This is a genomic window from Rhodococcus sp. NPDC059234 (assembly GCF_042754225.1).
Classification (GTDB): Bacteria; Actinomycetota; Actinomycetes; order Mycobacteriales; family Mycobacteriaceae; genus Rhodococcus_G.
In genome coordinates, this window is sequence record NZ_JBHZAH010000008.1 from 73,575 (window position 1) to 86,261 (window position 12,687).

12 protein-coding genes are annotated in these 12,687 nt (G+C 69.7%); 5 read left to right on the forward strand and 7 right to left on the reverse strand.

Translation table 11 applies throughout. The features are described 5' to 3' along the window. Nucleotides 1-37 precede the first annotated feature (37 nt). Nucleotides 38-1,369 carry an L-lysine 6-transaminase gene (lat, locus tag ACFXGJ_RS03515; protein WP_378616525.1) on the forward strand — a complete coding sequence of 444 codons (1,332 nt, stop codon included), beginning with the start codon at nucleotides 38-40 and terminating at the stop codon, nucleotides 1,367-1,369. An 18-nt stretch (nucleotides 1,370-1,387) separates the two neighbouring features. Here the strand turns inward: lat and ACFXGJ_RS03520 are convergent, their stop codons facing one another. Beyond that, a complete protein-coding gene (locus tag ACFXGJ_RS03520; RefSeq protein WP_378616527.1) occupies nucleotides 1,388-2,266 on the reverse strand; it encodes a sigma-70 family RNA polymerase sigma factor in 879 nt (292 codons plus the stop codon). A gap of 73 nt (nucleotides 2,267-2,339) precedes the next feature. Between ACFXGJ_RS03520 and ACFXGJ_RS03525 the strand changes: the two genes are divergently transcribed. Next, on the forward strand, nucleotides 2,340-2,798 hold the full coding sequence (locus ACFXGJ_RS03525) for a carboxymuconolactone decarboxylase family protein (RefSeq protein ID WP_378616529.1): 459 nt from the start codon (nucleotides 2,340-2,342) through the stop codon (nucleotides 2,796-2,798). On the opposite strand, the gene ACFXGJ_RS03530 is transcribed toward ACFXGJ_RS03525, so the two are convergent. Next, a complete protein-coding gene (locus ACFXGJ_RS03530) occupies nucleotides 2,755-3,435 on the reverse strand; it encodes an NAD(P)H-dependent oxidoreductase (protein ID WP_378616531.1) in 681 nt (226 codons plus the stop codon). The two genes, ACFXGJ_RS03525 and ACFXGJ_RS03530, sit on opposite strands and share 44 nt — an antisense overlap. A 51-nt stretch (nucleotides 3,436-3,486) precedes the next feature. Here ACFXGJ_RS03530 and ACFXGJ_RS03535 point away from each other — a divergent pair, with 51 nt between their 5' ends. Both ACFXGJ_RS03535 and ACFXGJ_RS03540 read left to right on the forward strand, forming a co-directional pair. Next, nucleotides 3,487-3,858, forward strand: a complete 372-nt coding sequence (locus ACFXGJ_RS03535; protein WP_378616533.1) for a MerR family transcriptional regulator — start codon at nucleotides 3,487-3,489, stop codon at nucleotides 3,856-3,858. A gap of 33 nt (nucleotides 3,859-3,891) precedes the next feature. Further along, nucleotides 3,892-4,701 (forward strand): tyrosine-protein phosphatase, encoded by an 810-nt coding sequence (locus ACFXGJ_RS03540; protein ID WP_378616535.1) that lies wholly within the window; start codon nucleotides 3,892-3,894, stop codon nucleotides 4,699-4,701. Here the strand turns inward: ACFXGJ_RS03540 and ACFXGJ_RS03545 are convergent. The 5 genes from ACFXGJ_RS03545 to ACFXGJ_RS03565 form a co-directional block, all read right to left on the reverse strand. Then, the gene (locus ACFXGJ_RS03545; protein WP_378616537.1) at nucleotides 4,688-5,029 is read right to left on the reverse strand and encodes a hypothetical protein; all 342 of its coding nucleotides are present in this window, start codon (nucleotides 5,027-5,029) and stop codon (nucleotides 4,688-4,690) included. The two genes, ACFXGJ_RS03540 and ACFXGJ_RS03545, sit on opposite strands and share 14 nt — an antisense overlap. Further along, nucleotides 5,029-5,445: a DUF1707 domain-containing protein gene (locus tag ACFXGJ_RS03550; RefSeq protein ID WP_378616539.1), complete on the reverse strand. Its 417-nt coding sequence runs from the start codon at nucleotides 5,443-5,445 to the stop codon at nucleotides 5,029-5,031. Before ACFXGJ_RS03550 ends, ACFXGJ_RS03545 begins: the two co-directional genes overlap by 1 nt. 93 nt (nucleotides 5,446-5,538) lie before the next feature. After that, entirely contained in the window at nucleotides 5,539-7,329 is a 1,791-nt protein-coding gene (locus tag ACFXGJ_RS03555; RefSeq protein WP_378616541.1) for an acetyl/propionyl/methylcrotonyl-CoA carboxylase subunit alpha, read from the reverse strand. Between the two features lie 180 nt (nucleotides 7,330-7,509). After that, a complete protein-coding gene (locus tag ACFXGJ_RS03560; protein WP_378616543.1) occupies nucleotides 7,510-7,920 on the reverse strand; it encodes a SufE family protein in 411 nt (136 codons plus the stop codon). Further along, a complete protein-coding gene (locus ACFXGJ_RS03565) occupies nucleotides 7,917-8,813 on the reverse strand; it encodes a sulfurtransferase (RefSeq protein ID WP_378616545.1) in 897 nt (298 codons plus the stop codon). The genes ACFXGJ_RS03560 and ACFXGJ_RS03565 overlap by 4 nt, the downstream gene beginning before the upstream one ends. 386 nt (nucleotides 8,814-9,199) lie before the next feature. On the opposite strand from ACFXGJ_RS03565, the gene ACFXGJ_RS03570 reads away from it, so the two are divergent. Next, entirely contained in the window at nucleotides 9,200-12,655 is a 3,456-nt protein-coding gene (locus ACFXGJ_RS03570) for an amino acid adenylation domain-containing protein (protein WP_378616547.1), read from the forward strand. Nucleotides 12,656-12,687 lie beyond the last annotated feature (32 nt).

Sequence of the window (12,687 nt, forward strand, 5' to 3'; positions counted from 1 at the left end):
CGTGCCATATTCAGGATGTTTGACATAACCTGAACGTATGAGTGGTGCGATCGGACGCCGCTTCGGCGGCGCGGACCTGGACGCGGAGCAGGTGCTCGGCGTGTTGTCGACGAGCATGCTCGTCGACGGATTCGACCTGGTTCTCGATCTCGAGAACTCGCGCGGCCGGTGCCTGGTGGACCTGCGGGACGGCACCGAGTACCTGGACATGTTCGGCTTCTTCGCCTCGTCGGCCCTCGGAATGAACCACCCGGACCTGGCCGGCGACCCTCGGTTCCTCGCCGAACTGGCGGAGGCCGCCGTGAACAAGCCGAGCAACTCGGACGTTTACACCGTGCCGATGGCGCGGTTCGTGCAGACGTTCGTCCGGGTGCTCGGCGACCCGCGACTGCCACACCTGTTCCTCGTCGACGGCGGCGCCCTGGCCGTCGAGAACGCGCTCAAGGTCGCGTTCGACTGGAAGAGCAGGCACAACCAGGCACGTGGCCGCGATCCGGCGCTGGGCACGAAGGTCCTGCACCTGACGCACGCGTTCCACGGCCGCAGCGGCTACACCCTGTCGCTGACCAACACCGAGCCGATCAAGGTCGCCCGGTTCCCGAAGTTCGACTGGCCGCGGGTCGACGCGCCGTTCCTCGAGTCCGGGCGGGACGTGGCCGCGGACGAGGCGAGGGCGCTGGCCCAGGCGCGGGCGGCGTTCGACGAGAACCCGGACGACATAGCCTGTTTCATCGCCGAGCCGATCCAGGGCGAGGGCGGCGACCACCACTTCCGCCCGGAGTTCCTGCAGGCGATGGCGGTCCTGTGCCGCGAACGGGACGCCCTGTTCGTGCTCGACGAGGTGCAGACCGGGGTGGGCATGACCGGATCGGCCTGGGCGTACCGGCAACTCGGCCTCGAGCCGGACGTGGTCGCCTTCGGCAAGAAGACGCAGGTGTGCGGAATCATGGCCGGCGGCCGGGTGGACGAGGTGCCCGACAACGTCTTTCGGGTGAGCTCGCGGATCAACTCCACCTGGGGCGGCAATCTCGGTGACATGGTGCGGGCCCGGCGGATCCTCGAGGTGATCGAGCGGGACCGGCTGATCGATCGCGCGAGGCTGCTCGGTTCGCAACTGCTCGCCGGGCTGACCGCCCTCGCGGCGCGGCACGCATGCGTCACCGACCCGCGCGGCCGCGGACTGATGTGTGCGGTGACGCTCGACACCGCGGACCATCGCGACGCGGTGCTCACCCGACTGCGCGAACGCGAGCACGTGCTCATGCTCGGGACCGGGGATCGGGGGCTGCGATTCCGTCCCCCGCTGACGGTGACCTCCGCGGAACTCGACACCGCCGTCGCGGCGCTGGATCGGGTGCTCACCGGGTAGCCACCGCCGCGAGGCGGGTCAGTCCCGCGCGAGCGCCGCGTCGATCCGGCCCAGGCGGGTGCGGTCGGCCACGATGAACATCTCGACGATCCGGCCGTTCGCGATGGTCACGGCCATGACCGACTGCATGCGACCGTCGGGGGCGGTGACGAGCCCGACGGCGCCGTTGACGAGCGTCGGCACGGACGAGTGGGCGAACCGGGCGAAGCTGAGGGCCTGCGCGGACACGGCCTCGGCCCCGCGAACGACCTTGAGGATTCCCGCTCCGGTGTCGACCCTGAGCACCACGTCCGGGTCGAGAACCGCGACGAGGGCGTCGAAGTCGCCGCCCCGGGAGGCGGCGAGGAATGCGTCGACGACCTCCCGCTGCCGGCCGAGGTCGGGGGCAGGGGGCGGGGTCGAGCCCCGCACGCGGCGGCGTGCGCGGCTGGCGAGCTGCCTGGTGGCGGCGGTGGACTTCCCCACGACGAGCGCGACCTCCTCGAAGGACACCGCGAACATGTCGTGCAGCACGAAGGCGAGGCGCTCGGCGGGGGTCAGGGTGTCGAGCACTACGAGGAGTGCAAGTCCCACCGAATCGCCCAGCAGCGCCTCGTGTTCGGGGTTGGTGCCCTCCACCGGACTGACGATCGGATCGGGCAGTTGCCGGTCGTCGATGGAATCCTCGCGGCGGACCTTGCGCGAACGCAGCATGTCCAGGCACACCCGTCCCATGACGGTCGTCAGCCACCCACCGAGATTCGCGAGGGTGTCGGCCTCGGACCGGCTCAGCCGCAGCCACGTCTCCTGGATCGCGTCGTCGGCATCGCTCAGCGAGCCGAGCATCCGGTAGCCGACCGCCCGAAGATGGGTGCGATGGTCCTCGAAACGCACCGCCAACCAGTCGTTTCCGTCCATCTGTCACATTCTCCCGTCGAGTTCCGTCACCACTGTGACGGACGAAAACCTGGACAACACTGGAGGAGTCATTATGCAGGCACGAATGGGCAACCCGGCGATGGTCGTTCCCGATGCGATGGACGCCCTGCTCGCGTTGGGGAAGGTGAGCGCGAAGGGCACGGTGCCGGCGGTGACGCACACGATGGTCCACTTGCGCGCCAGCCAGATCAACGGCTGCAGCGTCTGCGTCGACATGCACGCCCGCGAGCTGAAGAAGGAGGGCGAGTCCGACGAGCGGGTGTTCGCGGTCGCGGCCTGGCGGGAGACGCCGTACTTCACCGACGCCGAGCGTGCGGCCCTGGCACTGACGGAGGCGGTCACCCGGCTCAGCGATCGCGCCGACGCGGTGCCGGACGAGATCTGGGACGAGGCCGCGGACCACTACGACGAGCAGGAACTCGCCTCGTTGATCCTGTCGATCGCGACGGTGAACCTCTGGAATCGCCTCAACGCCGCCACCCGGCAGGTGGCGGGGGCGTGGGGACAGTGACGTCGTTGTCGCGGTCGAACACGAGCTGCGCGCGCCGGGCCATCTCGGCGCCGATCTCGAGACCTTGGGCGACCAGCTGCTCGTGCACGTGCGGGTCCGCGGTCTCCGCGCCGTAGAGCAGCTGCACGGACGCGTCCTCGATTCGCGAGTACCCGGCGATGCCGTGCTGCATCTGGGTCGTCATCGACTCCTTGTATCCGCGCCGATCGTAGGAGCCCTCGTCGACGGCGGCGACCCCGACGAAGTGCAGTGCCCTGATCGCGCTCGGACCGCCGCCGGGGCCGTCGTCGTAGGCCCAGCCCCGCGTGAAGACCCGGTCGACCCAGCCCTTGGCGAGGGCGGGCATAGCCCACCAGTACACCGGGAAGAGGAGGACGACCACCTCCGCGGTATCGAGGAGTTGCTGCTCGCGCAGCACGTCGGCGGGAACGGTCGCGCGACCGCGGTAGTGCGCGAGATCCTGCTCGCCGAACACGGGATCGAATCCCGATCTCGACAGGTCGTGTGTCGTCACGGTCGCGGTTCCGTCGGTTCGGATCCCCTGCTCGATCGCGCGGCCGATGGCCCAGGTCGCGGACTCCTGATCCGGGTGCGCCACCACGAGAACTACGTTCGGCCGACTCGCTTCGTTCGTCATGCGGCCAAGGTAAAGTATGACATTAACGTCAATGTCAAGGTGGAGGCCCGAATGCGGATCAGCGAACTGAGTGCGGTCACCGGTGCGACCGCACGAATGCTCCGCCACTACGAGGACGCCGGCGTCCTCTCGCCCGGTCGGGACGCCAACGGCTACCGCCGCTACCGATCCGAGGACGCCAAAACCGTCGACGACATCCGGTGCCTGCTGGCGTCGGGTCTGTCGCTGGCCGAGGCCTCCTCGATGCTGCACGTCGTGTGCGGCGACGAGCCGGACACGCCGGCGGCCGAACTCGAGGCTGCACTGGTCAAGCTCGACGAGCGGAGTCGCCAGTTGGATGCGGCGATCGCGCGACTGGTCGACGAGAAGGCCGGTATCCAGGAGATTCGTTCAAGTATCGAACGAAATCGTGGGCGGGCCTGAGAGGGGGCCGCGATCGTGGTTTACCGTGCAGGTATGAGTACCACGCCCATCGGCGCCCCCATCCCCATCTCGTCGGTCCCGAACCTGCGCGACCTCGGCGGCTACGCGGCCGCCGACGGCGCCCGGGTGCGCTCCGGCGTGGTGTACCGGTCCACCGACCTCGGGCGGGTCGCCGACGGTGACGTGGCCGCGCTCGACGCGCTCGGCATCACCGCGGTGTTCGACCTGCGCACGGCGGCCGAGCGCGAGCTGCTGCCCGACCGGGTTCCGCAGGGCGCCAAGGAGATCGCCCTCGACGTGCTCGCCGACACCGACCCCGGTGCGGCCCCCGCGATGATGCAGGGGATCCTCACCGATCCGGCCCTCGCGGAGAGGCTGCTCGGCACCGGCGACACCAACCAGTACCTGCTCGGCAGCTACCGCGACTTCATCACCTTGCCCAGCGCCGTCGCGTCCTACCGGGCGCTGTTCACCGAGCTGGCGCACGGCCCGACCACCCCGGCCCTGATCCACTGCACCACCGGCAAGGACCGGACCGGCTGGGCCTCGGCGTCGCTGCTGTTGCTGCTCGGGGTAGACGAGGCGGACGTCTTCACCGAATACCTGCTCACCAACGAACAGCTGCTCCCGTCGTTCGAGCCGGTCTTCGACTCGTTCCGTGCCGCCGGCGGCAACCCGGACATCCTGCTGCCGATCCTCGGCGTGCGGCGGGTGTACCTCGAGGCCGCGCTCGACCAGGTGCGCATCGACTTCGGCGGCATCGAGAACTACTTCGCAACCGGGCTCGGCCTGCCCGACACCACCCTCGCCTCGCTCCGCGAGCGGTTGCTCACCCGCGACTGACGGTGAACCCCAGGGCGCCCTCGGCGAACCGCGAGATCACCTCGAGCGCGGTGTCGAGGGCGTCCTCGTGTCCGGTCCGTGCCCAGCCGGTCAGGGCAGCGTCGGACCCGGCCGGCGTCAGGACGACCTCGGCGAGCAGTTCGCCGGTGTTCGGCTGGCACACCGCCCACGAATAGTGCTCGTCGGCCGCCCACTGCGCGGTACGGGTGGCGACGTAGTCCGGGTCCGTGACACCGCCGTCGGCGAGCGCGGGCCGGTCGTCCACCCGGTCGTCGGCGCGCAGGGCTCGCAGGTACCAGGCGCCGGCGTTGACCTCGATCGGTTCCATCAGTCGCGGCCTCGGCGATCGCGCCCGCGGGAGCGCTTCCTTCGTTCGCGGTCGCCGCCGTACAGCAGCGCACCGGCGATGGGTACCGCGAGGAACCACAGCCAGGAATGGGTGACGAAGAACAGCACCAGCGCGATCAGCGGGACGACGGCCATGACGCGTCCGGCCCAGTCCGGACCGGAGTCTCCGTCGGCGGGCGCGGGCAGCTCCGGGTCGACCGTGGTGGTCTCGGGCTCCGCGGGCAAGTCCGCGAAGACCTGCACGAGCTCGCCGCGCGTGGTCGCGGACGTGATCAGTCCGCTTCGCTCGTCGAACTCGGTGACGGTCAGCCTGCCGTCGCTGAAGTGCTTGCCGAGCTGCTCGAGCGCCTGCTCGCGCTCGGCGGTACCGATCCGGATCTCGGGGGGTTCTGCCATGGCCACAGCCTAGTGCGACGGACCGCACCCGCACACAACGCAAACGCCCCCCGGCCGCGTGAGCGGCCAGGGGGCGCAACGGAACTGCGACGACTACTTGAGCTCGGCGAGCACGGTGCCCTGGGTGATGGCGGCGCCGGGCTCGACGGCCAGACCGGTCACGATGCCGGCCTTGTGCGCGTTGACCGGGTTCTCCATCTTCATCGCCTCGAGCACGGCGATCAGATCGCCCTCGGCGACCTCCTGGCCCTCCTCGACGGCGACCTTGACGACGGTGCCCTGCATCGGCGCGGTGACGGCGTCACCGGACGCCGCGCCGCCGCCTGCGCCGCCGCGCTTGCGCGCCTTCGGCTTCTTGCGGACGGCCCCGCCTGCGGCACCGCCGTTGCCGAGGGAGAACTGGCCGGGCAGCGAGACCTCGACGCGACGGCCGCCGACCTCGACGACCACGGACTGACGCGGCAGCGCCTCGTCCTCGTCGGCCGCGGCACCCGCACCCGCGTACGGCTCGATGGTGTTCTCCCACTCGTTCTCGATCCACTTGGTGTAGACCTCGAACGACTCGCCGTTGCCGATGAACGCGGGGTTCTCGACGATGTGCCGGTGGAACGGGATGACCGTGGCCAGGCCGTCGACCTCGAACTCGGCCAGGGCGCGCGCGGCGCGCTGCAGGGCCTGCTCGCGGTTCTCGCCGGTGACGATCAGCTTGGCGAGCATGGAGTCGAACTGGCCGCCGATGACGTCACCCTGGATGACGCCGGAGTCGACGCGCACACCCGGGCCCGACGGCTCGCGGTAGGTGCTGATGGGGCCGGGGGCGGGCAGGAAGCCGCGGCCGGCGTCCTCGCCGTTGATGCGGAACTCGAACGAGTGGCCGCGCGGGGTCGGGTCCTCGGTGAACTCGAGGGCCTCGCCGTTGGCGATCCGGAACTGCTGGCGGACCAGGTCGATGCCGGCGGTCTCCTCGGTGACGGGGTGCTCGACCTGCAGGCGGGTGTTGACCTCGAGGAAGGAGACGGTGTCGCCCTGGACGAGGTACTCGACGGTGCCCGCACCGTAGTAGCCTGCCTCGCGGCAGATCGCCTTGGCGGAGTTGTGGATCCGCGAGCGCTGGTCGTCGGTCAGGAACGGCGCGGGGGCCTCCTCGACGAGCTTCTGGAAGCGGCGCTGCAGCGAGCAGTCGCGGGTGCCGGCGACGACGACGTTGCCGTGCATGTCGGCGATGACCTGCGCCTCGACGTGGCGGGCCTTGTCGAGGTACTGCTCGACGAAGCACTCGCCGCGACCGAAGGCGGCGATGGCCTCACGGGTCGCGGACTCGAACAGCTCCGGGATCTCCTCGATGGTGTGCGCGACCTTCATGCCGCGGCCGCCGCCACCGAAGGCGGCCTTGATCGCGACGGGGACGCCGTACTCCTTGGCGAACGCCACGACCTCGTCGGCGTTCTTGACCGGGTCCTTGGTGCCCGCGGCCATCGGCGCCTTCGCGCGCTCGGCGATGTGCCGGGCGGTCACCTTGTCACCGAGGTCGCGGATCGACTGCGGGGACGGGCCGATCCAGATCAGCCCGGCGTCGATGACGGCCTGTGCGAAGTCGGCGTTCTCCGACAGGAAGCCGTAGCCGGGGTGGATGGCGTCGGCGCCGGAGCGCTTCGCGGCGTCGAGAATCTTGTCGAAGACCAGGTACGACTCGGCCGAGGTCTGGCCGCCGAGGGCGAAGGCCTCGTCCGCGAGCTTGACGAACTGTGCGTCCGCATCGGGCTCGGCGTAGACGGCGACGCTGCCGTATCCGGCATCCTTCGCAGCTCGGATGACCCGCACAGCGATCTCGCCGCGGTTGGCGACGAGCACCTTGGTGATGTGCGCGCTGGCATGACTGGGCACTGAGCCTCCTGTTGGTCGCAAGGGGTAGCCGCTGATGGATCCCCTGCCGGGGGTCTGACCCGGCTCGTTGTGTTCGGGCATTGCTTCGGAGTGTAGGCACCGGCCGACACCACAATGTAATCGGCTAGCGAATTCGGTCTCTGGGGCTCGCCCGCCCCGCAAACACTACTGACCAGTAGTTCATCGCAGGTGCGATTTGATGCGCGCGAGCATCGCCGACATCCCGCGCAGGCGCAGCGGACTGACCGCGTCCGCCAGGCCGAGCGCGGCGTAGAAGTCGCCGGGCACGTCCAGGATCGTGGTGGCACTGTGCCCGTCGAGACCCTGATGCAGGATCGACGCGAACCCCCGGGTGGTCGGCGCCTCCGGCGGCGCGCTGAAGTGCAGCCGCACGTGCTCCCGGTCGCCGGCGTCCACGGCGAGGAACAGTGGCGACTGGCACTCCGGCACGGGCTCCATCGCGGCCTGCTCGAGTTCGGGCGGAAGGTCGGGAAGTTCCCGGCTGAACTCGAGCAGCAGCTGCAGCTTCTCCTGAGGCCCGACGGCGGCGAAGTCGTCGACGATCTCGGCGAGCGATTCGGGCAGGCTCATACCGTGGCCGGGACCTCTCCGGGCTCCTCGCCCCGCACGATCGGCACCCGCACCGCGTTGCCCCACTCGGTCCACGAACCGTCGTAGTTGCGCACGTTCTCGTATCCGAGCAGGTGGGTGAGCACGAACCAGGTGTGGCTCGACCGCTCGCCGATCCGGCAGTAGGCGACGACGTCGTCCGTCGGGGCGAAGGCGCCGTAGATCCCCTCGAGCTCGGCCCGGGACCGGAACCGGCTGTCGGGCGCCGCGGCCTTGGCCCACGGAATGGACACCGCGCTGGGAATGTGGCCGCCGCGCAGCGCACCCTCCTCCGGGTAGTCGGGCATGTGGGTGCGCTCGCCGGTGTACTCCTGCGGGGAGCGCACGTCGATGAGGGGTCCGGTGCCGAGGTGGCCGAGCACGTCGTCCTTGAACGCCCGGATCGGGGCGTCGACCCGCTGCACGACCGGATAGTCCGTCGGCTCGTTCTCCGGCACGTCGAGGGTGGTCTCGCGGTTCTCCGCGATCCATGCGTCACGACCGCCGTCGAGCAGCCGGACGTCCTCGTGCCCGAACAGAGTGAACACCCACAGCGCGTAGGCGGCCCACCAGTTGCTCTTGTCGCCGTAGATCACCACGGTGTCGTCGCGCCGGATGCCCTTGCGGCTCATCAGCTTCGCAAATGCCTCGCCGTCGATGTAATCGCGGGTGACCGGGTCGTTGAGGTCCAGGTGCCAGTCGACCTTCACCGCCCCGGGGATGTGCCCGACGTCGTAGAGGAGGACGTCCTCGTCCGACTCGACGATCTTGATGTCGGGGGAGCCGAGGTGGCCACCGAGCCAGTCCGCAGTCACCAACCGCTCCGGATGAGCGTACGCCGCGAAAGACGGGTTGGGATCGGGCGCTACGGGCACAGGCTGACTCCTGACTGACGGCGGGCGAGGTCGACTCCGATTCTAGGCGGACCGCGCCGACCGTGCCGCGTGCGTCCGTCCGTTCCGGCATCGGGTGACGGATTGCCGACCGGCGGATGTCGGCACCGTGACCAGCGACTATCCGCCGATCGCCCGGATGCTCGAGTCGAACGATCCGGAACTGGACAATTGAACGATTTTCGCCCGGAACGCCGTCAGGTCTCGTACTGTCGCGCACGGATACGTGCCGATCCGCGTGCCCCGTCTTCGCCGTTGGCCATGACTGTTCGCCTGCGAAAAACCACACATTGCCCCCGTAAGCTGGACGCTTGCGCAACTGCGAGAGTCTCCTGGGGGCTCAGCACTAATCTCGAGAGGTTCTACCCGTGGTTCCTGCACGTGACTCTGTCCGTGAGTCCGCCCACCTTCCCGCACACCCCCAGGCGAGCACGGGCAGCAGCGCCGAGGCTTTCCCGCTGTCGGCCGCGCAGCGCGGGATCTGGTTCGCGCAACACCTCCTCCCGGACGTGCCGATCACGATCGCACAGTGTGTGGAGGTGGTCGGTGACCTCGACGTCGAAGCCCTGCGGACCGCGGGGGCGCGGGCCTCACGGGAGCTGGGCACCGGGATGCTGCGCATCGTCGAACACGACGGTGAGCCGGCCCAGGTCGTCGACGAGACCCTCGACGACCAGATGAAGCTCGTCGACCTGCGGTCGGAGGCAGACCCGGCGCAGGCGGCCGAGGACTGGATGCGCGCCGAGTACAGCGCCCCGATCGACCTGCTGACGGACCGGTTGATCGAGTCCGCCGTGCTGCGGATCGGCGAGGACCGCCAGTACTGGTACGCCCGGATCCATCACATCGCGCTCGACGGGTTCGGCGCGATGACCTACATGAACCGCGTCGCCGAGCTGTACACGGCCGCCGTCGAGGGCGTGCAGGCAGCCGAACACAAGGCCAGTCCCGTCCGCGAGATCTGCGAGGACGAGGCGCGCTATCGCGAGTCCACCCGGTTCGCCAAGGACCGCGAGTACTGGGCGGAGCGGACCCAGAACCTGCCCGAGCCGATCAGCCTCGCCTCGAGCACGGCGGCGGTCGGCGCCTTCTCGCTGGTGGCGGGCGGGCCCATGCCGGTGGCAACCGAGTCCGCCATCGAGATGCACGAGTCGGCGTTCACCCCCATCGCCATCGCGGCGGTAGCGGCCTTCCTCTCTCGGCTCACCGGTGAGAGCGACGTCGCGCTGAGCCTGCCGGTGTCGGCGCGGACCACCGCGCAGATGCGCCGGTCCGGCGGCATGGTCTCCAACGTGATCCCGCTTCGGGTCCAGGTCGACAACGAGACGACGGTCTCCGAACTGGTCTCCCAGGTCCAGCTGGAACTGACCGGTGCGCTGCGCCACCAGCGTTTCCGGCACGAGGACATCCGCCGCGGACTGGGGTCCGGGGCGGGCAGTCGCGGGTTCTTCGGTCCCGCGATCAACATCATGATGTTCCACAGCGAGATCCGGCTCGGTTCGGCGCTCGGACGGATGCGGGTGCTGACCACCGGCCCGGTGGAGGACCTGTCGGTCAACATCTATCCGAGTGTCGCGGGCAGTCGGCCGCACATCGACTTCGAGGCGAACCCGAACCTGTACACCGGCGAGGACCTGCACGGCCACCACGCCCGGTTCCTCGAGTACCTGACCCAGTTCGCCGGGGCGGACGGCGCGGCGCCGGTGTCGGAACTGGACGTCCTGCACGACGACGAACGCGCCGAGCTGGTGCCGCTGCGCGGACCGGCAGCGGGCGCCCCGCGACTGCTGCCCGACCTGCTCGCCGACGGCGTCGCGGCGAACCCGGACGGCATCGCGATCCTCGCCGGCGACGAGCGGGTCACCTATCGGGAACTCGATGCCCGGTCCAACCAGCTCGCTCGACTGCTCGTGCAGCGGGGCGTCGGACCGGAGTCCTTCGTGGCACTCTCCTTCGCGCGGTCGGTCGAGGCGCTCGTCGCCGTGTGGGCGGTTGCCAAGTCCGGTGCGGCCTTCCTGCCGATCGACCCCGAACTGCCGGTCGACCGCAAGTTGCACATGGTCACCGACTCCGGTGTGCTGGTCGGTCTCACCACCGCCGCGCAGCGCGCGGCACTGCCGTCCTCGGTCGACTGGCTGGTCACCGACGACGCCGCGACGGCTGCCCGGTTCTCCAGTCTGCCAACGGATCCGGTCACCGATGCGGACCGCCGCCGGCACCTCGCCGTCGGCAACCCCGCATACGTCATCTACACCTCGGGATCCACCGGTCTGCCGAAGGGCGTGGTGGTCACCCACGCCGGACTGGCCAACTTCGCGGCCGCCGCGCGCCCCGAGCTGGGCATCACCTCGTCGTCCCGTGTGCTGCGCTTCTCCTCCGCCAGCTTCGATGCCTCCGTGTTCGAGATGGTGCAGGCCTTCAGCGCCGGCGCCACCATGGTCGTCGCTCCGCCCGAGGTCTACGGCGGCGACGATCTCGTGGATCTGCTTCGGTCGCAACGGGTCACGCACATCATCTCCGCGCCGACCGTGCTCGGGTCGGTCGACCCGAGCGGGCTCGCCGACCTGACCGCGGTGGTGGTCGGCGGTGACGTCTGCACCCCGGATCTGGTCGGGAACTTCGCCGACGTCTGCCGGTTCACCAACAGCTACGGGCCGACCGAGACGACGATCGTCATCACGACCGGGCGGCCGCTGTCGAAGGCCGACCGGATCACCATCGGTGCGCCGATCCAGGGCGCGAGCGCCCTGGTGCTCGACCGCCGCCTGCGCCCGGTGCCGGTGGGCGCGATCGGCGAGCTGTACCTGGCCGGTCCCGCGCTCGCCCGCGGCTACCACGACCGGCGCGGCCTGACCTCGGAGCGATTCGTCGCGAATCCTTTCGAGGAGCCGGGATCGCGCATGTACCGGACCGGCGACGAGGTCCGGTGGACGCCGGATCACGAGTTGATGTTCGTGGGCCGGGCCGACCATCAGGTCAAGATCCGCGGATTCCGGATCGAGCTCGGTGAGATCGACGCGGCGTTGACGTCACAGGACGGAATCGACTTCGCCGTCACCATCGCGCACGAGCGCAGCAACGGCGCGATCGCACTGGTGTCCTACGTCCGACCGCGGACCGGGCACGCCGTGGACCCGGCCGCGGTGATCGCGCGGGCCGGGGAGTTCCTGCCCGGACACATGCTGCCGTCCGTGGTGATGGTGATCGACCGAGTCCCGCTGACCACCGCGGGCAAACTGGATCGGCGCGCCTTGCCGATCCCGGTGTTCGGTGCGGCAGCGGAGGAGTACCGCGAGCCGGTGACCGCCGCCGAGAAGGCGATCGCGGAGGTCGTGGCCGAACTGCTCGGCGCGCCGCGCGTGGGTGTCGACGACTCCTTCTTCGCCGTCGGCGGGGACAGCATCATCGCCATTCAGCTGGTCGCGCGGGCCAAGGAGCGCGGGCTGCGCTTCTCGGCCCGTGACGTGTTCGAACGCAAGACCATTGCCGAGATCGCGAAGATCGCGGTCCCGGTAGAGGCTTCGGACGTCGCGGCGTTGGTGGAGCTTGACGGCGGCGGCATCGGGGCGGTGCCCCTGACGCCGATCGTGCATTCGATGCTCGACCGCGGCGGCCCCGACGCGTTCTTCCAGGCGATCGCACTCACCCTTCCCGACGGCATCACCGAGGCCGCGCTGAGCGCGGCCGTGGCCGCGCTGACCGATCGTCACGACGCGCTGCGTGCGCGGTTCGTGCCCGCCGGTGACGGTTGGGTGTTCGAGACCCGGGCCGACTCGCTCGACCCGTCCCGACTGCTGCGCCGCGTCGCCGTCGATTATTATTAATTAGCCGCGGGGCTGCTCGAGTATTTTGTTGA